Source organism: Escherichia sp. TW14182, assembly GCF_000208525.1.
Classification (GTDB): domain Bacteria; phylum Pseudomonadota; class Gammaproteobacteria; order Enterobacterales; family Enterobacteriaceae; genus Escherichia; species Escherichia ruysiae.
Genome location: NZ_AEJZ01000263.1, coordinates 1 through 19,140 on the forward strand (window position 1 = coordinate 1; position 19,140 = coordinate 19,140).

Here is a 19,140-nt window from a genome sequence, read left to right on the forward strand (position 1 = left end):
CACAAGACGTTACAGACGGAGCGCTTACGAACGAAGCCTACAAAGTGTTGCAGTTACAGGGCTATCGTCTCTCAGCATATGAAGCGTTTTACCTTGCCACGCTCGGTGGCGCGAAATCTCTGGGACTTGACGATCTGATCGGCAATTTTATACCAGGCAAAGAGGCTGATTTCGTGGTGATGGAGCCTACCGCCACGCCACTGCAGCAATTGCGCTATGACAACTCTGTTTCTTTAGTCGACAAATTGTTCGTGATGATGACGTTGGGCGATGACCGTTCTATCTATCGCACCTACGTTGATGGTCGTCTGGTGTACGAACGTAACTAATAATAAACCTCGTGAGGACATCATTATGTCTGGAGACATCCTACAAACACCGGACGCACCAAAGCCACAGGGCGCGCTGGATAATTATTTTAAAATTACCGCCAGAGGCAGCAGCGTTCGCCAGGAAGTTCTGGCGGGTCTGACCACATTCCTCGCTATGGTTTACTCCGTTATCGTAGTGCCGGGAATGCTGGGTAAAGCAGGTTTTCCTCCCGCAGCGGTCTTCGTTGCCACCTGTCTGGTCGCTGGCTTCGGCTCTCTGCTGATGGGGTTATGGGCTAACCTGCCAATGGCGATTGGTTGCGCCATTTCCTTGACAGCATTTACCGCATTCAGCCTGGTACTCGGGCAACAAATTAGCGTTCCGGTAGCACTAGGGGCGGTCTTTCTGATGGGGCTGATATTTACCGCTATCTCCGTAACTGGCGTGCGAACCTGGATCTTACGCAATTTACCAATGGGTATTGCGCACGGTACAGGTATCGGTATTGGTCTGTTCCTGCTACTGATTGCCGCTAACGGCGTTGGTATGGTTATCAAAAACCCGATTGAAGGCTTACCCGTCGCGCTTGGTGCGTTTACCTCTTTCCCGGTGCTGATGAGCTTGCTGGGATTAGCGGTGATTTTCGGCCTGGAGAAGTGCCGCGTACCTGGTGGGATCTTGCTGGTGATTATCGCCATCTCGATCATCGGCTTAATCTTTGATCCGGCAGTCAAATATCATGGTCTGGTAGCAATGCCAAGTCTGACTGGCGAAGATGGTAAGTCTCTGATTTTCAGCCTCGATATTATGGGTGCACTCCAGCCAACTGTACTTCCGAGTGTACTGGCATTAGTGATGACTGCAGTGTTCGACGCCACCGGCACCATCCGTGCAGTAGCCGGACAGGCGAATCTGCTGGATAAAGACAACCAGATCATCAACGGCGGTAAAGCCCTGACCAGTGACTCGGTTAGTTCAATATTCTCCGGTTTAGTGGGTGCAGCACCTGCGGCGGTATATATCGAATCAGCAGCCGGAACTGCCGCCGGGGGCAAAACCGGTTTAACCGCAACGGTAGTTGGCGCGTTATTCCTGCTGATTCTGTTCTTATCTCCGCTGTCGTTTCTGATCCCTGGTTATGCCACTGCCCCTGCACTGATGTACGTGGGTTTGCTGATGTTAAGTAACGTCTCGAAGCTCGATTTCAATGACTTTATTGATGCGATGGCAGGCCTGGTATGTGCGGTTTTCATCGTTCTGACCTGTAATATCGTCACCGGTATTATGCTGGGCTTTGTGACACTGGTCGTAGGCCGCGTCTTTGCACGCGAATGGCAAAAGCTGAATATTGGTACGGTTATCATTACCGCCGCACTGGTCGCGTTTTACGCAGGTGGTTGGGCAATCTAATAGACTCCCCGCGCCTTTCAGCGCGGAGATTTCTTTCAGAGAGGATTCTCACCGCTGGCAGCAAGACGCTGCTGGCGGACTTGCCTGAGTTCTCTCTCAGTCATCAACTGCAACGCCTGCGTTGGGCAGGACTCAACACACGCAGGTCCCTCTTGCCGCTGTTCGCAAAGATCACATTTCACGATGAGTTGACGAATATGACCGGGCAACGACTGAACAGTGATCATCCCAAACGGGCACGCACTGACGCAACTCTGACAGCCAATACAACGGGCAGAATTGGCCTGCACCACCTGCTCGCCTATCGTCAGCGCCCCCACAGGGCAAGCGCCAACACAAGGGGCGTTTTCGCATTGATGGCACATCACCGGCGCACTAATGTTGTTCAGACGCTGCACTTTTAAACGTGGGAGAAAGAAACTCGCATTCAACTCCTGTTCTAACGGATGGGCGACCACGCAAGCCACTTCGCAAGTACGACAACCAATGCAGTCAGTTGAATTAACGATAATTAACGATTTCATCGCGATGCCTTCGTATTAAACATGGCTAACATATCGTGTGCTGCCTGTCTTCCTGCGGCCATTGCAGTGACGACCAGATCCGCGCCATGAACAGCATCACCACCAGCAAAGACTTTTCTCAAATGCGTCTGGGTGGGTAAATACCCGACGTCGCCGGTTTGAATCAGCCCCCATTTATCGAGCTTAACGCCACTGCCCTGCAACCACGGCATGGCATGTGCCTGGAACCCAAAGGCCATAATCAGCACATCGGCGGGCAGTTCAAACTCAGATCCCGCCACCGGACGTGGACGACGGCGACCATCAGGTTCCGGCTCACCCATTGCGGTACGAATCAAACCCACTGCTTTTAAGCGCCCGTCATCATCAAGAGCGATATATTGCGGCTGAACATTGAACTGAAACTCAACGCCTTCTTCTCGCGCATTAACCACCTCTTTTCGCGAGCCGGGCATACTGACTTCATCACGCCGATAAGCACAGGTCACACTGGCGGCCTTCAGGCGAATGGATGTGCGCAGGCAATCCATTGTTGTATCGCCGCCCCCCAATACGACAACTCGCTTACCTTCTACATCCGTCAGCGGATACTCTGCAGACTCTGGCAGCCCCATCAACTGGCGGGTATGGGCGGTCAGGAACGGTAGCGCCTGAATGACACCGGGCGCATCTTCATGCGGCAGATCCGCTCGCATCATCCCGTAAGTCCCCACGCCGAGGAAAACGGCATCATATTCCGCCGTTAATTCGTTGAAAGAGATATCGCGGCCAATTTCACAGTTGAGATGAAAGTCGATCCCCATCGCGGTGAATATCTCCCGCCGCTGGCTTAACACCGCTTTATCGAGCTTGAAAGGAGGAATACCAAAGGTCAACATGCCGCCAATTTCTGGATGGCGATCAAAAACATCAACATGAACGCCGGCGCGTGCCAGGATATCGGCACACCCCAGTCCTGCTGGCCCAGCGCCAATCACAGCTACCCGTTCCATACGCGGAACGACCAGGCTGACATCGGGACGCCAGCCCATCGCCAGCGCGGTATCGGTGATGTAGCGTTCCAGATTACCGATAGAGACTGCGCCAGAGTGATCTTTCAAAGTACATGCACCTTCACAAAGCCGGTCCTGCGGACATACCCTGCCGCAGATTTCTGGTAAGGAGCTGGTCTGGTGGCAGAGTTCTGCCGCTTCAATAATCTTCCCTTCCTGTACCAGATGGATGTAATCCGGAATGGCGTTATGCAGCGGGCAATGCCAGTTGCAGTTGGCTTTTTCGGCACAATAAACACAGCGGTCACTCTCATAAGTCGCTTGTTGCGGATCCAGTCCACAATAGATTTCGCCAAAGTGGGTTTTCCGCTCACTCGCTGAAATTTTCTCTGCGCCTTTGCGGGGGTTAACGGGGAGCAACGCTGCACGGCGAGATGACTGAGCATCTGATGACACCTTTCCTTCTGCCGTTTTGCGCTGGCGGGTCATCTTTATCTGCTGTAACCCTTTATCATCCATCAGGCGTAATGCCTGCGTTGGGCAGACCTCAATGCAGGCTTGCGCGCCGGAACTGCGCTGGTTACAAAGGTCGCATTTCTGCGCAATAGAACCGACCATCTCGATTACGCCAAAGGGGCAAGCGATTGCGCATCTTTTACAACCAATACACTTTTGCTCGTCCAGTTGTACGCTATCGGGCTGGAAAGTCAGAGCATTTACCGGGCAAACCGTAACGCAGGGGGCATTATTGCAATGATGACAGGCCACCGGATTCGCGTTCAGGCCTTTCCCAACAACGTGAATACGGGGTTTAAAGTCACTGTGGCTCTGCGGCCAGTTTTCTTGGTTGTGTGCCGCCGCACAGGCAATTTCACAGGCATGACAGCCTATACATTCCGCAGCTTCAGCAGCGATAAACTTATTCATTTGCATCCCTTTCATTTGATGAGTTATGTCTTCTCAAATGTCGCAATGCAATAAACGGGCATATATTATAAAACGTGTCCGCTTTAATGATATTTTGCGACTGAGGTCAAATTATTACCCCTCAATCTGTGCCGCTTTCATTAATTAAACATCGTTGCTGAAAACAGAGTAATCCAACTCAAAAACATTAAATGCGAGAGTGCGATATGCCAGAATGATTAAAGACATATCAATATGAGAAAATTAAAGATAATTCCATTATCTGATTCTTTTCTCATTTTCTCGGTTTAACCACGATTATGTGATTGCCTCCGCAATTCCTGTCTCTAACTTCCCTTCCTCGTTAAAACTGGCATCCCACGAGCATGTAATTAAACAGTTTTATTAACGTAAACGGTTGCTTTTAACTCTGGCGAGCGAAAGGAGAATGACTGATGAGCGCCATAGATTCCCAACTTCCCTCATCTTCAGGGCAAGACCGCCCCACCGATGAGGTTGACCGCATATTATCACCAGGAAAGTTGATCATACTCGGTCTGCAACACGTACTTGTGATGTATGCAGGTGCAGTCGCTGTTCCACTGATGATTGGTGACAGACTCGGCCTTACCAAAGAGGCGATCGCGATGCTTATTAGCTCCGACCTCTTTTGCTGCGGTATCGTCACACTTTTGCAATGCATTGGCATCGGTCGTTTTATGGGGATTCGCCTGCCCGTTATTATGTCGGTGACCTTTGCTGCTGTAACGCCAATGATAGCTATCGGGATGAACCCGGATATCGGGCTGCTGGGGATTTTTGGCGCAACCATCGCAGCAGGATTTATCACCACATTATTAGCGCCGCTTATTGGTCGCTTAATGCCTTTGTTCCCACCGCTGGTTACCGGTGTGGTTATTACCTCTATCGGGCTGAGTATTATTCAGGTGGGCATTGATTGGGCTGCGGGAGGTAAAGGAAATCCGCAATATGGTAATCCCGTTTATTTAGGAATCTCCTTCGCAGTCTTAATTTTCATCTTGCTTATTACTCGCTATGCAAAAGGATTTATGTCCAATGTCGCCGTATTACTGGGGATTGTATTTGGCTTTTTACTTTCGTGGATGATGAATGAAGTCAATTTATCCGGGCTGCATGATGCTTCGTGGTTTGCGATTGTTACGCCGATGTCGTTTGGTATGCCGATTTTCGACCCCGTTTCTATTTTGACCATGACCGCAGTACTCATCATCGTATTTATTGAGTCGATGGGGATGTTCCTGGCACTGGGTGAAATAGTCGGTCGTAAGCTCTCTTCGCACGACATTATTCGCGGGCTGCGCGTGGATGGCGTAGGAACCATGATCGGCGGAACGTTTAACAGTTTTCCGCATACATCTTTTTCACAAAACGTCGGTCTGGTCAGCGTGACGCGCGTTCATAGCCGCTGGGTGTGTATTTCTTCGGGGATTATTTTAATTCTGTTCGGCATGGTGCCCAAAATGGCGGTGCTGGTGGCTTCCATTCCGCAATTTGTGCTGGGCGGCGCGGGGCTGGTGATGTTCGGCATGGTGCTGGCTACAGGGATTCGGATTCTGTCGCGCTGTAACTACACCACCAACCGTTACAACCTCTATATTGTGGCAATCAGTCTCGGCGTTGGCATGACTCCGACGCTTTCTCACGATTTTTTTTCTAAATTACCGGCCGTACTGCAACCATTGCTGCATAGCGGCATTATGCTCGCAACCCTTAGCGCCGTTGTGCTGAACGTCTTCTTTAATGGCTATCAGCATCATGCTGACCTGGTAAAGGAATCCGTCTCTGATAAAGATCTAAAAGTCAGGACAGTACGTATGTGGCTTCTGATGCGCAAGCTGAAGAAAAATGAGCATGGAGAATAATATGAATCTTTTAATGCGCGCTATATTCAGTCTGTTATTACTCTTAATGATCTCCATTCCTGTCATTTCTGACTGCGTTGCAATGGCTATTGAAAGCCGCTTCAAATATATGATGTTGCTTTTTTAAATGTTCTTTCTCTGTCGGCATCCGCTCAAAACGGGCGGTTGTCGATAAACGCTCACTTGGTTAATCATTTAACACTTCTGTTATCTATAATGACGAGTGATTAGAATTACATGTGAGAAATTATGCAAACGGAACACGTCATTTTACTGAATGCACAGGGAGTCCCTTCGGGTACACTGGAAAAATATGCTGCACACACGGCAAATACCCCCTTACATCTCGCGTTCTCCAGTTGGCTGTTTAATGCCAAAGGGCAATTATTAGTTACCCGCCGCGCACTGAGCAAAAAAGCATGGCCGGGTGTGTGGACAAACTCGGTTTGTGGGCATCCACAATTGGGAGAAAGCAACGAAGACGCGGTGATCCGCCGTTGCCGCTTTGAACTGGGTGTGGAAATAACATCACCAGAACCGGTCTATCCTGACTTTCACTACCGCGTCACCGATCCGAGTGGCATTGTCGAAAATGAAGTGTGCCCGGTATTTGCCGCACGCGTGATCAGCGAGTTGCAGCCCAACAATGATGAAGTGATGGATTATCAATGGTGTGATTTAGCAGATGTATTACGCGGTATTGATGCCACGCCGTGGGCATTCAGCCCGTGGATGGTGATGCAGGCAGCCAATAGCGAAGCCAGAAAACAATTGTCTGCATTTACACAGCTTAAATAAAAAACCCCGACGGTTGCCGGGGTTATGTGCTTACGCGTAATACTTATTTTACCGGACGCATCGCCGGGAACAGAATAACGTCGCGGATAGTATGGCTGTTGGTGAAAAGCATAACCATACGGTCGATACCAATTCCCAGACCTGCTGTCGGCGGCAGACCATGTTCCAGTGCAGTAACGTAATCTTCATCGTAGAACATTGCTTCATCGTCGCCTGCGTCTTTCGCCGCAACCTGATCCAGGAAACGCTGCGCCTGATCTTCTGCATCGTTCAGTTCGCTAAAGCCGTTACCAATCTCACGACCGCCAATAAAGAATTCAAAGCGATCGGTGATTTCCGGGTTGACGTCGTTACGACGCGCCAGCGGAGAAACTTCAGCCGGGTATTCAGTAATGAAGGTCGGCTGAATCAGATTCGCTTCTGCCACTTCGTCAAAGATCTCGGTCACAATACGACCCAGCCCCCAGCTCTTCTCAACGTGAATGCCGAGAGATTCAGCAATCGCTTTCGCAGAGTCAAAGTTATCCAGGTCTGCCATGTCGGTTTCCGGGCGATATTTCTTAATCGCTTCACGCATGGTCAGTTTTTCGAACGGCTTACCGAAGTCCAGTACCACATCACCGTAGGTTACTTCAGTCTTACCGAGAATATCCTGAGCCAGAGTGCGGAACAGCGATTCGGTCAGTTCGATCAGATCTTTGTAATCCGCGTAAGCCATATAGAGTTCCATCATGGTGAACTCTGGGTTATGGCGCACGGAGATACCTTCGTTACGGAAGTTACGGTTGATTTCGAACACGCGTTCAAAACCGCCAACCACCAGACGCTTGAGGTACAGTTCCGGCGCAATACGCAGGTACATGTCGAGATCCAGCGCGTTGTGATGGGTAATAAACGGACGTGCTGCCGCACCGCCCGGGATCACCTGCATCATCGGGGTTTCAACTTCCATAAAGCCGCGATTCACCATGAACTGGCGAATGCCAGAGAGGATCTGTGAACGCACTTTAAAGGTGTTGCGGGAATCATCGTTAGAGATGAGATCCAGATAACGCTGACGATAACGCGCTTCCTGATCTTGCAAGCCGTGGAATTTGTCTGGCAGCGGGCGCAGTGCTTTGGTCAGCAGACGCAGCTCGGTGCAGTGGATAGACAGTTCGCCGGTTTTGGTTTTAAACAGCTTACCTTTTGCGCCGATAATATCGCCAAGATCCCATTTCTTAAATTGATCGTTATAAACGCCTTCCGGCAGATCATCACGAGCTACATACAGCTGAATGCGACCACCGACGTCCTGCAGGGTAACGAAAGAGGCTTTACCCATAATTCGGCGAGTCATCATGCGACCAGCTACAGCAACTTCGATGTTCAACTCTTCCAGCTCTTCGTTCTCTTTACCGTCGAAGTCTGTATGCAGTTGGTCAGAAGTATGGTCGCGACGAAAATCATTCGGAAAGGCAATCCCCTGCTCGCGCAGGTTCGCCAGCTTTTCGCGACGAGTTTTCAGTTCATTGTTAAGATCGGTTACCGCGTCAGTGCCTTGTACGTGTTGTTCAGACATGTTGGTTCCTTATAACCCAGCTTTCAAACTTGCTTCGATAAATTGATCCAGGCTGCCATCCAGCACTGCCTGCGTGTTGCGGGTTTCAACCCCGGTGCGCAGATCTTTAATGCGGGAGTCATCAAGGACATAAGAACGAATCTGGCTGCCCCAGCCGATGTCAGATTTATTGTCTTCCATCGCCTGTTTCTCAGCATTCTTCTTCTGCATCTCCAGTTCATAAAGTTTTGCTTTCATCTGCTTCATGGCCTGGTCTTTGTTCTTGTGCTGGGAACGGTCGTTCTGGCACTGGGTCACAATCCCGGTCGGGATGTGAGTAATACGCACCGCAGATTCGGTACGGTTAACGTGCTGACCGCCCGCACCGGACGCGCGATAGACATCAATGCGCAGATCCGCTGGGTTGATTTCGATATCAATATCGTCATCCACTTCTGGGTAAACAAACGCGGAACTAAACGACGTGTGGCGACGACCGCCGGAGTCAAACGGGCTTTTACGCACCAGACGGTGAACACCGGTTTCTGTGCGCAGCCAACCATAAGCGTAATCGCCGGAGATCTTGATAGTCACGGATTTGATACCCGCTACTTCACCTTCCGACTCTTCGATAATTTCAGTTTTGAAACCGCGCGATTCTGCCCAGCGCAGATACATACGCTCAAGCATACTTGCCCAGTCCTGCGCTTCCGTACCGCCGGAACCAGCCTGGATATCAAGGTAGCAGTCGGCGCTGTCATATTCGCCGGAGAACATGCGGCGGAACTCAAGCTGCGCCAGTTTTTCTTCCAGGGCGTCGAGTTCAGCAACGGCTTCGTTAAAGGTTTCTTCGTCGTCAGCTTCTACAGCCAGTTCCAGCAGACCGGAAACATCTTCCAGCCCTTGTTTCATTTGGTCGAGGGTATCGACAACAGCCTCGAGGGAGGAACGCTCTTTACCCAGCGCCTGTGCGCGTTCGGGTTCGTTCCAGACATCCGGCTGTTCCAGCTCGGCGTTTACTTCTTCCAGACGCTCTTTCTTGGCGTCGTAGTCAAAGATACCCCCTAAGAACGTCGGAGCGTTCCGTGAGGTCCTGAATGCGATTATTTACCGGATTAATTTCAAACATGGTCTGATTTCTTTTATTGAGCTAGTCAAAATGCGGTGATAAGAGCGGGATTGTACCCAATCCACACTCTTTTTTATAGAGAAGACGATGCTAAAGTGGCCAGATATTATCGATGATAATCTGTAGACTGCGGTTGCCACGAAACTCGTTGATATCCAGCTTGTAGGCCAGTTGTACTTCACGAACGCCGTTATCCGGCCAGAGGGCGGTATCGACATTAAAAGCAATACCATCCAGCAGCGGGCCGCCGCCGACCGGTTCAACCATAACCTTCAGATGGCGCTCTCCCACCAACCGCTGTTGCAGCAGGCGAAAATGACCGTCAAACAGCGGTTCCGGGAACATCTGCCCCCACGGACCAGCATCACGCAGCAGTTGCGCAACTTCCATGGTCATCTCCGCTGCACTTAACGGGCCGTCGGAAACTACTTCACCCTGTAATAATGCCGGATCCAGCCACTCGGTAACCAGTTCGCCAAAGCGTTGCTGAAAGAGTTCGAATTTGTCCTCTTCCAGCGACAATCCTGCCGCCATCGCATGACCGCCAAACTTGAGCATCATGCCAGGGTAGAGCGTGTCTAACCGCTCCAGCGCATCACGCATATGCAATCCCTGGATGGAGCGACCAGAACCTTTCAGCGTACCGTCGCCCGCAGGCGCAAAGGCGATAACCGGACGATGAAAACGCTCTTTGATGCGCGAAGCCAGAATACCAACGACGCCCTGATGCCATTCAGGGTGATACATTGCCAGCCCGCCAGGCAGCGTATCGCGGCTACGCTCCAGTTGCTCGCACAAGGTCAGTGCTTCGACCTGCATTCCCTGTTCAATCTCTTTTCGCGTCTGGTTTAGTGCATCAAGCTCATTAGCCAGAACGCGCGCTTCGCCGATGTTGTCGCAAAGTAACAGTGCCACGCCAACGGACATATCATCCAGTCGTCCGGCGGCATTGAGACGCGGCCCCAGCGCAAAACCTAAATCGCTGGCAGCGAGTTTTTGTGCATCGCGGTTTGCCACTTCCAGCAGAGCTTTAATCCCCGGGCGGCATTTCCCGGCACGAATGCGACTCATCCCCTGCCAGGTCAGAATGCGATTATTGGCGTCCAGCGGCACTACGTCCGCCACCGTACCCAGCGCCACCAGATCCAGCAATTCCGCCAGATTCGGTATTGCGATACCACGCTCATCGAACCACCCCCGATCGCGCAAAAAGGTGCGTAACGCCAGCATCAGATAAAACGCAACGCCAACGCCTGCCAGCGATTTCGACGGGAACTCGCAGTCACGCAGATTAGGATTAATAATGGCTTCCGCCGCAGGTAAAGTTTCGCCAGGCAAGTGATGATCGGTAACAATAACCGGAATGCCCAACGAGCGAGCATGTTCAACTCCTGCGTGAGAAGAAATGCCGTTATCAACCGTTACAATCAACTGCGCACCACGCGCATGAGCTTGATCGACCACTTCAGGACTTAAGCCGTAACCGTCTTCGAAACGGTTCGGTACAAGGTAGTCGATGTTGTCACAGCCGAGAGAACGCATCGCCAGCACGCTAAGAGCTGTGCTGGTGGCACCGTCGGCATCGAAATCCCCGACCACAATAATCCGCGTTCCTTCGCGAAAAGCGTTGTAAAGGATCTCAACGGCCTTTTCGACACCGCTCAGTTGCTGCCAGGGCAGCATACCTTTAACGCTGCGCTCCAGTTCCTGCGCGCTGCGCACGCCCCGACTGGCGTATAAACGCCGCAGCAAGGGGGGCAAGTCAGCGGGCAAGTCTGCCGTTTCGTCGACTTCACGACGACGAAGTTGTATCTGTTGTTTCACGCGAATTATTTACCGCTGGTCATTTTTTGATGTTCGTCGAGGAATTCTTTCATCGCTTTCGGCGGCTGGTAACCCGGAACAAGTGTGCCATTGCTCAGCACAACTGCCGGAGTACCGCTAACGCCAAGCTGTACGCCAAGTGCGTAATGGTCGGCAATATCAATATCGCAACTTGCCGGAGTGGCAGCTTTACCTGCCATCACATCATCAAACGCTTTGTTTTTATCTTTTGCACACCAGATGGCTTTCATTTGTTGTTCAGCCTGGCTCTCCAGCCCCTGGCGCGGGAACGCGAGATAACGCACGGTGATCCCCAGCGCGTTGTAGTCAGCCATCTGCTCATGCATTTTGTGGCAGTAACCGCAGGTAATGTCGGTAAACACGGTGATGACGTGCTTTTCTTGCGGCGCTTTGTAGATAATCATCTCTTTTTCCAGCGCATTCAGTTGCTTTAACAGCATCTGGTTGGTGACGTTGATCGGTGCCGCGCCGCTAACGTCATACATTGGCCCCTGAATGATGTGTTTACCATCATCGGTGATGTACAACACACCGCTGTTAGTCAGAACTGTCTTCATGCCTGCCACGGGTGCTGGCTGAATATCGCTGCTTTTAATGCCCATTTTGGCTAGCGTTTGTTGAATTGCCGTGTCATCAGCCTGAGCAAAGCCAGAAAACGCCGTCAACAAAGTAAACAACATAAAACCTTTCTTCATAAGTCATCCCGTTCTTTTCAGCTATCACGCCCGAGGGTGATGCTGTTGATGAAGTTGCCGCAGACGCTCAGTAGCGACATGCGTATAAATTTGCGTGGTGGAAAGATCGCTGTGGCCCAGTAGCATCTGTACCACGCGTAAATCCGCACCATGATTTAATAAATGAGTGGCAAAAGCGTGACGCAACACATGCGGTGACAGCTTTTCGCTGTCGATACCCGCCAGCACGGCATAATGTTTAATGCGATGCCAGAAAGTTTGTCTCGTCATCTGCTGCGCACGCTGGCTGGGAAACAGTACATCAATCGACACACCGTTTAGCAACCACGGTCGCCCGTGTTCCAGATAGGTTTCCAGCCAGTAGACTGCCTCTTCACCTAACGGCACCAGGCGTTCTTTATTGCCTTTACCGATTACCCGCACCACGCCCTGACGCAAGCTGATATCGCTCATCGTCAACCCTACAAGTTCAGAGACACGCAATCCGGTAGCATACAGCACTTCGAGCATCGCTTTGTCGCGTAGCTCCAGAGGATGATCAACCAACGGTGCCTGCAATAACCTTTCGACTTGCGCTTCACTTAAATCTTTCGGTAGACGCTGGGGTAATTTCGGCGAAGCAAGATGCGCACTGGGATCGTCTTCACGGAACTTTTCGCGATAAAGATACTGGAACAATCGGCGCACCGCACTCAGCAAACGAGCGGAACTGGTGGCTTTATACCCGCCTTCCAGCCGTTCTGCCAGTAATGCCTGTAAGTCGCCGCTTTGCGCCGTTGCCAGCGTCAATCCACGATGATGCAACCACTCCACCATCATTGACAGATCGCGACGATATGCGTTCAACGTATTTTCTGCCAGATTTTTCTCCAGCCACAGGGCATCAAGAAACTGCTCGATGCATGCCAGATCCTGTTTCACTTGCGCCCCTTATCGTTACTCGTTTGATCCATTATGCCTTATTGTGCCGTGACTAAAGCGATTCTGATACACTAGCCGCAAAAGCCACAGCAGAATCGAGAAGCTTACGTTATGAATATGGGTCTTTTTTACGGTTCCAGCACCTGTTACACCGAAATGGCGGCAGAAAAAATCCGCGATATTATCGGCCCAGAACTGGTGACCTTACATAACCTCAAGGACGACTCCCCGAAATTAATGGAGCAGTACGATGTGCTCATTCTGGGTATCCCGACCTGGGATTTTGGCGAAATCCAGGAAGACTGGGAAGCCGTCTGGGATCAGCTCGACGACCTGAATCTCAAAGGTAAAATTGTTGCGCTATATGGATTAGGCGATCAACTGGGATATGGTGAGTGGTTCCTCGATGCACTCGGTATGCTGCATGACAAACTCTCGACCAAAGGCGTGAAGTTCGTCGGCTACTGGCCCACGGAAGGATATGAGTTTACCAGCCCGAAACCGGTGATTGCTGACGGACAACTGTTCGTGGGTCTGGCGCTGGACGAAACTAACCAGTATGACCTTAGCGACGAGCGTATTCAGAGCTGGTGTGAGCAAATCCTCAACGAAATGGCAGAGCATTACGCCTGAGATTACTGACGGCATAGCGCACTCGCTTTGCCGTCGCCATTATCTTTGCGTCTCCTGCTGTAACAAAATCCGCCGCAAATCCCGCCATTCGGCTTCATCCATGCTGTCTGCTGCCAGCCACAGATGCTGACGTTTGCCGCTATCAGAACGTAGACGCAACATCATGCCGCTTTTAATCATCCACGGCGCTTTGACGATGCTCCACTCCTGCCCCTGCCAGCGCAAACGCCCATCCATCAGCAGACGAATCTCTCCCTGGCGAGCATTAATGCGCCGCTGGCTGCGGACGCAATCAAACACCACCAGCGAAAGCAACACCAGCCATAACGGGGTGTAACTAAGCGGCCAGGGCATGAGCAAAATAACAGCGGCAACCAGCCCATGAATCAGCAAGGAAAGCCACTGCGCGCGCCAGGAGACGCGCAGTTCAGATTGCCACAGGACCACGTTCCCGGTTCCGTGTCTGGATGAGTCGGACCATCATTTCCAGTTCTGCATCGGCCGGTTTACCGTGATTCATCAGCCAGTTGAACAAATCGGGATCGTCACATTCCAGCAGACGAATAAAGATGCGTTTTTCGTCATCGCTTAAGCTGTCGTACTCATGTTCGAAAAACGGCATGATTGAAATATCGAGTTCGCGCATACCACGGCGGCATGCCCAATGAATGCGGGCTTTGTTGTTAATGTCCATCTTCTTCCTGTCTCACGAAAATCCAGTACCTGGCTATTGTAACGTGTTTTTCGACTTCTTTTGCGGGAATATCGGTAAACACAATCACGATCGCGAAATTAATCCACAACAATTCAAAGGCTTCATTTTTTTGGAAGTCGCCTCGCAGAAGGCACAGATCGCGTAGTGAAAGCACTTGCATTGCCTCATAGCTCTTTTACCATTAGTCATTAATACGCCGTTAAGCAACTCAGGACTCTATTATGGCTTTTACACCTTTTCCTCCCCGTCAGCCTACGGCTTCTGCCCGTTTACCGCTGACGCTGATGACGCTTGATGACTGGGCGCTTGCCACCATTACTGGCGCGGACAGCGAAAAATATATGCAGGGTCAGGTGACAGCAGATGTCAGCCAGATGACAGAAGATCAGCACCTGCTCGCCGCACATTGCGATGCTAAAGGTAAAATGTGGAGCAATTTGCGTCTGTTTCGCGATGGCGATGGCTTTGCGTGGATTGAACGGCGCAGCGTGCGTGAATCGCAACTGACTGAACTGAAAAAATATGCGGTATTTTCTAAAGTGACCATCGCGCCAGACGACGAGCGTGTGCTTCTCGGTGTTGCCGGTTTTCAGGCTCGCGCCGCGCTGGCAAATCTCTTTAGCGAACTGCCTTCGAAGGAAAAACAGGCGGTCAGAGAAGGTGTGACGACACTGCTTTGGTTTGAACACCCAGCAGAACGTTTTCTGATCGTGACCGATGAAACTACCGCCAGTGTGCTGACCGACAAGCTTCGCGGCGAAGCGGAACTGAATAATAGCCAACAGTGGCTGGCATTAAACATTGAAGCGGGTTTCCCGGTGATTGATGCGCCTAACAGCGGGCAGTTTATCCCCCAGGCGACCAACCTCCAGGCGCTGGGCGGCATCAGCTTTAAGAAAGGCTGCTATACCGGGCAAGAGATGGTAGCGCGAGCAAAATTCCGTGGTGCCAACAAACGCGCGCTCTGGTTGCTGGCAGGTAGCGCCAGCCGGCTGCCGGAAGCAGGTGAAGACTTAGAGCTGAAAATGGGCGAAAACTGGCGTCGTACCGGAACCGTGCTGGCGGCGGTCAAACTGGAAGATGGGCAGGTCGTAGTGCAGGTCGTCATGAATAACGACATGGAACCGGACAGCGTTTTCCGCGTTCGTGACGATGCGAATACATTGCATATCGAGCCGCTGCCGTATTCGCTGGAAGAGTAAATTTCTGTATCGCTTCGGGCATCTATTGCCTGATGCGACGCTGACGCGCCTTATCAGGCCTGGGATTTGGTGCCTTTATCACAACAGGGACGTAGCCCGTAGGCCGGATAAGGCGTTCACGCCGCATCCGGCAGTTGCGCTCTGATGCCTGATGCGACGCTGGTGTGTCTTTTCATTCCTACAAAGGCATACCAATTACGCCTGCCCAATATACAAATAGATCGCCAGAAAATGGCACACGCTACCGCCGAGCACAAAGCCGTGCCAGATGGCGTGGTTGTAGGGAATGCGTTTGCAGACGTAGAAAACCACGCCAAGCGAGTAAACCACGCCACCGACCGCCAGTAAGGTAACGCTGCCTGCCGCCAGCTTAACTGCCATTTCATAAATCACCACCAGCGACAGCCAGCCCATCGCCAGATAGGTCACCAGAGATAAGATTTTAAATCGGTGCGCGATGGTCAGTTTGAACAGAATCCCCAGCAATGCCAGGCTCCAGATAACAATCATCAGCCCGCGCGCTAACGGAGAATCCAGCCCCACCAGCAAAAACGGCGTGTAGGTTCCGGCAATCAACAGATAAATGGCGCAGTGGTCAAATTTCTTCAGCCACATTTTTGCCCGTTGATGAGGAATGGCATGATAAAGCGTCGAAGCGAGGAACAGCAGGATCATACTGCCGCCATAGAGGCTGTAACTGGTTATCGCCGTGGCGCTGGCATTGAGATCCACCGCCTGAACCAGTAGCAATACCAACCCGACGATACCAAACACCAGTCCAATACCGTGACTGACGCTGTTGGCAATTTCCTCTGCCAGCGAATATCCCTGCTTAATGAGAGGCTTCTGAACCATAACTTACTCCGGAGAAACGTACACGCACGTGTATACATCTCCAGCGTAACTGAGAATAGTTCCAGTGAACACCTGTTAGCTAAAATAAATTCTGATTTGAGATTAATCTCCGAAAAATCATGAAATTAAATGCAAAATTTCAACTAACAGGCGTGAGTTCAATTTAAAGACATTTAAATTCAATCACATAAAACTGTGTCTGATCGGGATAGATGTCAGCAATGACCTTTTTCAATTCAGCCAGGGTCATATTTTCCTGTTGTGCGTGTTTTTCTGTGAGAGTATCCAGCGTCACCGTTGAGGTTGCAGTGACTTCAATGGTGCAAAAATAGCCGTCATCTTCAAAGCGCCCGACACGAAGCACATCGCCAGCTTTAAAGTGCGATTCAGACTCGTCACGGATTGTGATGGTTTTACGCCCTGCCAGAATGTCATCCTGGAATCGTTGAAAAAAAGTGATGTCGTTTGGCTGCATGGTACTATTTCCTGTAAGAATTGACTCATCTGGAGCCTATGATAGTGAAAAAACTCACCTTACCGAAAGATTTCTTATGGGGCGGCGCAGTTGCCGCTCATCAGGTCGAAGGCGGCTGGAACAAAGGCGGCAAAGGGCCGAGTATTTGTGACGTACTGACCGGTGGCGCACACGGCGTGCCGCGCGAAATCACCAAAGAAGTCTTGCCGGGCAAATACTATCCGAACCATGAAGCGGTAGATTTTTACGGTCACTACAAGGAAGACATCAAGCTCTTCGCAGAAATGGGCTTCAAATGTTTTCGTACTTCCATCGCCTGGACGCGCATTTTCCCCAAAGGCGATGAAGCTCAGCCAAACGAAGAAGGGCTGAAGTTTTACGACGATATGTTCGATGAACTGCTGAAATACAATATCGAACCGGTGATCACCCTCTCCCACTTTGAAATGCCGCTACATCTGGTGCAGCAATACGGTAGCTGGACCAACCGTAAAGTGGTTGATTTCTTTGTCCGTTTCGCACAAGTGGTATTTGAACGCTATAAGCACAAAGTCAAATACTGGATGACCTTCAACGAAATTAACAACCAGCGTAACTGGCGTGCGCCGCTGTTCGGTTACTGCTGCTCCGGCGTGGTGTATACCGAACATGAAAACCCGGAAGAGACGATGTATCAGGTGCTGCATCACCAGTTTGTCGCCAGCGCCCTGGCAGTGAAAGCTGCGCGTCGCATTAACCCGGAGATGAAAGTCGGCTGTATGCTGGCGATGGTGCCGCTCTATCCTTACTCCTGTAACCCGGACGATGTAATGTTTGCCCAGGAGTCGATGCGCGAACGTTACGTCTTTACCGATGTCCAGCTACGCGGCTACTACCCTTCTTATGTATTGAACGAGTGGGAACGTCGCGGATTTAACATCAAAATGGAAGACGGCGATCTCGATGTACTGCGCGAAGGCACCTGCGATTATCTTGGCTTCAGCTATTACATGACCAACGCGGTGAAGGCCGAAGGCGGCACCGGCGATGCAATTTCTGGTTTCGAAGGCAGCGTACCGAACCCGTATGTTAAAGCGTCTGACTGGGGCTGGCAGATTGATCCGGTGGGCCTGCGTTACGCGCTTTGCGAATTGTATGAGCGTTACCAGAAGCCGCTGTTTATTGTCGAAAACGGTTTTGGCGCTTACGACAAAGTGGAAGAAGATGGTAGCATCAACGACGACTACCGCATTGACTACCTGCGCGCCCATATTGACGAGATGAAAAAAGCGGTGACTTACGATGGTGTGGATCTGATGGGCTACACGCCGTGGGGCTGCATCGACTGTGTATCGTTCACCACCGGGCAGTACAGCAAACGCTACGGTTTTATCTATGTGAATAAACATGACGACGGTACTGGTGATATGTCGCGTTCACGTAAGAAGAGCTTTAACTGGTACAAAGAAGTGATTGCCAGCAACGGCGAGAAACTTTAAGTAGATGAAGTACCGGATGCAATGCTTGTTGCGTTGCATCCGGTCAGACAACTTTCCTGCTTTATTTCCCACCCGCCAAATCGATAAAACTTCCCGTGACATAAGAGGCTTTATCGCTTAACAGCCAGACAATGGCCTGCGCGACCTCTTCCGCCTGTCCGCCGCGCTGCATGGGGATGTTCGACTTAACGCGATCGACGCGTCCAGGTTCGCCACCGCTGGCGTGCATTTCGGTATAAATAAACCCAGGCCGCACGCCGTTAACGCGAATTCCCTGCGCGGCGACTTCCAGCGACAGTCCTGTGGTTAACGTATCAATCGCCCCTTTCGATGCCGCATAATCAACGTATTCTCCGGGTGATCCCAGCCTGGCTGCTACCGAAGAAACATTGACGATAGCGCCGCCACTGCCGCCGTTTTTCAGCGCCATGCGTTTTACCGCCTCGCGGCAGCAGAGAAAATACCCCGTCACGTTGGTGGAAAGTACTCGGTTGATTCGCTCTGCGGTGAGATTTTCCACTGTGCATTGGGTAAACAAAATTCCTGCGTTATTGACCAGCGCGGCTAACGGTTCATCACGCTGATCGATTGCTGTGAACATTGCGATGACCTGATTTTCGTCGCTGATATCCGCCTGGAGCACGAATGCCTTACCACCGGCTTTAGTTATTAAGCTCACCACCTCCTGCGCCGCATGGAGGTTTTGTTGATAATTAACCGCCACCGTATACCCTTCTTTTGCCAGCAGCAGCGCAGTTGCCCGCCCGATGCCGCGACTGCCACCGGTCACAAGTGCTATAGCCATT

Annotated in this window: 21 protein-coding genes; 8 read left to right on the forward strand and 13 right to left on the reverse strand. The window is 51.2% G+C overall.

Going from position 1 to position 19,140, the window contains the following annotated elements; genetic code table 11:
- Together EQY_RS0119255 and ghxQ are read left to right on the forward strand one after the other, a co-directional pair.
- A partial coding sequence (locus tag EQY_RS0119255; RefSeq protein ID WP_000300337.1) for an amidohydrolase family protein occupies positions 1-329 on the forward strand: 329 nt, incomplete at its 5' end.
- A 25-nt stretch (positions 330-354) separates the two neighbouring features.
- Positions 355-1,722: a guanine/hypoxanthine transporter GhxQ gene (ghxQ, locus tag EQY_RS0119260; protein ID WP_000012141.1), complete on the forward strand. Its 1,368-nt coding sequence runs from the start codon at positions 355-357 to the stop codon at positions 1,720-1,722.
- Between the two features lie 35 nt (positions 1,723-1,757).
- Here ghxQ and EQY_RS0119265 read toward each other — a convergent pair whose 3' ends face one another.
- Entirely contained in the window at positions 1,758-2,246 is a 489-nt protein-coding gene (locus tag EQY_RS0119265; RefSeq protein ID WP_000838439.1) for a 4Fe-4S dicluster domain-containing protein, read from the reverse strand.
- Positions 2,243-4,165: a formate-dependent uric acid utilization protein YgfT gene (gene ygfT / locus EQY_RS0119270; RefSeq protein WP_024212660.1), complete on the reverse strand. Its 1,923-nt coding sequence runs from the start codon at positions 4,163-4,165 to the stop codon at positions 2,243-2,245. The genes EQY_RS0119265 and ygfT overlap by 4 nt, the downstream gene beginning before the upstream one ends.
- Positions 4,166-4,599: 434 nt before the next feature.
- Here ygfT and uacT point away from each other — a divergent pair, with 434 nt between their 5' ends.
- Both uacT and yqfG read left to right on the forward strand, forming a co-directional pair.
- The gene (uacT, locus tag EQY_RS0119280) at positions 4,600-6,048 is read left to right on the forward strand and encodes a urate/proton symporter UacT (protein WP_010347966.1); all 1,449 of its coding nucleotides are present in this window, start codon (positions 4,600-4,602) and stop codon (positions 6,046-6,048) included.
- A 1-nt stretch (position 6,049) separates the two neighbouring features.
- A complete protein-coding gene (gene yqfG / locus EQY_RS0119285; protein ID WP_016159664.1) occupies positions 6,050-6,175 on the forward strand; it encodes a protein YqfG in 126 nt (41 codons plus the stop codon).
- Here yqfG and EQY_RS26315 read toward each other — a convergent pair.
- Complete coding sequence (locus tag EQY_RS26315; RefSeq protein ID WP_138984126.1) at positions 6,172-6,243, reverse strand: hypothetical protein; 72 nt, start codon at positions 6,241-6,243, stop codon at positions 6,172-6,174. The genes yqfG and EQY_RS26315 overlap by 4 nt on opposite strands.
- Positions 6,244-6,297: 54 nt before the next feature.
- Here EQY_RS26315 and idi point away from each other — a divergent pair, with 54 nt between their 5' ends.
- The gene (idi, locus tag EQY_RS0119290) at positions 6,298-6,846 is read left to right on the forward strand and encodes an isopentenyl-diphosphate Delta-isomerase (RefSeq protein ID WP_001192779.1); all 549 of its coding nucleotides are present in this window, start codon (positions 6,298-6,300) and stop codon (positions 6,844-6,846) included.
- Positions 6,847-6,889: 43 nt separating this feature from the next.
- Here the strand turns inward: idi and lysS are convergent, their stop codons facing one another.
- The 5 genes from lysS to xerD form a co-directional block, all read right to left on the reverse strand.
- Positions 6,890-8,407, reverse strand: a complete 1,518-nt coding sequence (gene lysS, locus EQY_RS0119295) for a lysine--tRNA ligase (RefSeq protein WP_000003093.1) — start codon at positions 8,405-8,407, stop codon at positions 6,890-6,892.
- Between the two features lie 9 nt (positions 8,408-8,416).
- Positions 8,417-9,515 (reverse strand): peptide chain release factor 2 gene (gene prfB / locus EQY_RS0119300; protein ID WP_001701073.1). Its coding sequence is split into 2 segments (ribosomal slippage): positions 8,417-9,439 and positions 9,441-9,515, totalling 1,098 coding nucleotides; the frame shifts between segments, so codons are not numbered across the junction.
- A gap of 90 nt (positions 9,516-9,605) precedes the next feature.
- On the reverse strand, positions 9,606-11,339 hold the full coding sequence (gene recJ, locus EQY_RS0119305) for a single-stranded-DNA-specific exonuclease RecJ (RefSeq protein ID WP_000813172.1): 1,734 nt from the start codon (positions 11,337-11,339) through the stop codon (positions 9,606-9,608).
- 5 nt (positions 11,340-11,344) lie between these two features.
- The gene (dsbC, locus tag EQY_RS0119310) at positions 11,345-12,055 is read right to left on the reverse strand and encodes a bifunctional protein-disulfide isomerase/oxidoreductase DsbC (protein ID WP_000715233.1); all 711 of its coding nucleotides are present in this window, start codon (positions 12,053-12,055) and stop codon (positions 11,345-11,347) included.
- A 24-nt stretch (positions 12,056-12,079) separates the two neighbouring features.
- Positions 12,080-12,976 (reverse strand): site-specific tyrosine recombinase XerD, encoded by an 897-nt coding sequence (xerD, locus tag EQY_RS0119315; protein ID WP_000806625.1) that lies wholly within the window; start codon positions 12,974-12,976, stop codon positions 12,080-12,082.
- Positions 12,977-13,087: 111 nt separating this feature from the next.
- Here xerD and fldB point away from each other — a divergent pair, with 111 nt between their 5' ends.
- Positions 13,088-13,609, forward strand: a complete 522-nt coding sequence (gene fldB / locus EQY_RS0119320; RefSeq protein WP_001055878.1) for a flavodoxin FldB — start codon at positions 13,088-13,090, stop codon at positions 13,607-13,609.
- Between the two features lie 39 nt (positions 13,610-13,648).
- Here the strand turns inward: fldB and EQY_RS0119325 are convergent, their stop codons facing one another.
- Both EQY_RS0119325 and sdhE read right to left on the reverse strand, forming a co-directional pair.
- Positions 13,649-14,056: a protein YgfX gene (locus EQY_RS0119325; RefSeq protein ID WP_000244788.1), complete on the reverse strand. Its 408-nt coding sequence runs from the start codon at positions 14,054-14,056 to the stop codon at positions 13,649-13,651.
- A complete protein-coding gene (sdhE, locus tag EQY_RS0119330; RefSeq protein ID WP_000354046.1) occupies positions 14,037-14,303 on the reverse strand; it encodes an FAD assembly factor SdhE in 267 nt (88 codons plus the stop codon). Before sdhE ends, EQY_RS0119325 begins: the two co-directional genes overlap by 20 nt.
- A gap of 242 nt (positions 14,304-14,545) precedes the next feature.
- On the opposite strand from sdhE, the gene ygfZ reads away from it, so the two are divergent.
- A complete protein-coding gene (gene ygfZ, locus EQY_RS0119340; RefSeq protein ID WP_000886090.1) occupies positions 14,546-15,526 on the forward strand; it encodes a tRNA-modifying protein YgfZ in 981 nt (326 codons plus the stop codon).
- 195 nt (positions 15,527-15,721) lie between these two features.
- Here ygfZ and trhA read toward each other — a convergent pair whose 3' ends face one another.
- Together trhA and yqfB are read right to left on the reverse strand one after the other, a co-directional pair.
- Positions 15,722-16,381 carry a PAQR family membrane homeostasis protein TrhA gene (trhA, locus tag EQY_RS0119345; protein WP_000250277.1) on the reverse strand — a complete coding sequence of 220 codons (660 nt, stop codon included), beginning with the start codon at positions 16,379-16,381 and terminating at the stop codon, positions 15,722-15,724.
- Positions 16,382-16,544: 163 nt separating this feature from the next.
- Positions 16,545-16,856: a N(4)-acetylcytidine aminohydrolase gene (yqfB, locus tag EQY_RS0119350; RefSeq protein WP_001182940.1), complete on the reverse strand. Its 312-nt coding sequence runs from the start codon at positions 16,854-16,856 to the stop codon at positions 16,545-16,547.
- A 44-nt stretch (positions 16,857-16,900) separates the two neighbouring features.
- Between yqfB and bglA the strand changes: the two genes are divergently transcribed.
- The gene (gene bglA / locus EQY_RS0119355; RefSeq protein WP_024212661.1) at positions 16,901-18,334 is read left to right on the forward strand and encodes a 6-phospho-beta-glucosidase BglA; all 1,434 of its coding nucleotides are present in this window, start codon (positions 16,901-16,903) and stop codon (positions 18,332-18,334) included.
- 61 nt (positions 18,335-18,395) lie between these two features.
- Here the strand turns inward: bglA and EQY_RS0119360 are convergent, their stop codons facing one another.
- Positions 18,396-19,139, reverse strand: coding sequence for an SDR family oxidoreductase (locus EQY_RS0119360; protein WP_000951955.1), 744 nt, complete (start codon positions 19,137-19,139; stop codon positions 18,396-18,398).
- Position 19,140: the final 1 nt, after the last annotated feature.

Coding starts and splice junctions, on each gene's coding strand:
- ghxQ (WP_000012141.1), top strand. CDS start 355: ATGTCTGGAGACATCCTACAAACACCGGACGCACCAAAGCCACAGGGC.
- EQY_RS0119265 (WP_000838439.1), bottom strand. CDS start 2,246: ATGAAATCGTTAATTATCGTTAATTCAACTGACTGCATTGGTTGTCGT.
- ygfT (WP_024212660.1), bottom strand. CDS start 4,165: ATGAATAAGTTTATCGCTGCTGAAGCTGCGGAATGTATAGGCTGTCAT.
- uacT (WP_010347966.1), top strand. CDS start 4,600: ATGAGCGCCATAGATTCCCAACTTCCCTCATCTTCAGGGCAAGACCGC.
- yqfG (WP_016159664.1), top strand. CDS start 6,050: ATGAATCTTTTAATGCGCGCTATATTCAGTCTGTTATTACTCTTAATG.
- idi (WP_001192779.1), top strand. CDS start 6,298: ATGCAAACGGAACACGTCATTTTACTGAATGCACAGGGAGTCCCTTCG.
- lysS (WP_000003093.1), bottom strand. CDS start 8,407: ATGTCTGAACAACACGTACAAGGCACTGACGCGGTAACCGATCTTAAC.
- dsbC (WP_000715233.1), bottom strand. CDS start 12,055: ATGAAGAAAGGTTTTATGTTGTTTACTTTGTTGACGGCGTTTTCTGGC.
- fldB (WP_001055878.1), top strand. CDS start 13,088: ATGAATATGGGTCTTTTTTACGGTTCCAGCACCTGTTACACCGAAATG.
- sdhE (WP_000354046.1), bottom strand. CDS start 14,303: ATGGACATTAACAACAAAGCCCGCATTCATTGGGCATGCCGCCGTGGT.
- ygfZ (WP_000886090.1), top strand. CDS start 14,546: ATGGCTTTTACACCTTTTCCTCCCCGTCAGCCTACGGCTTCTGCCCGT.
- trhA (WP_000250277.1), bottom strand. CDS start 16,381: ATGGTTCAGAAGCCTCTCATTAAGCAGGGATATTCGCTGGCAGAGGAA.
- yqfB (WP_001182940.1), bottom strand. CDS start 16,856: ATGCAGCCAAACGACATCACTTTTTTTCAACGATTCCAGGATGACATT.
- EQY_RS0119360 (WP_000951955.1), bottom strand. CDS start 19,139: ATGGCTATAGCACTTGTGACCGGTGGCAGTCGCGGCATCGGGCGGGCA.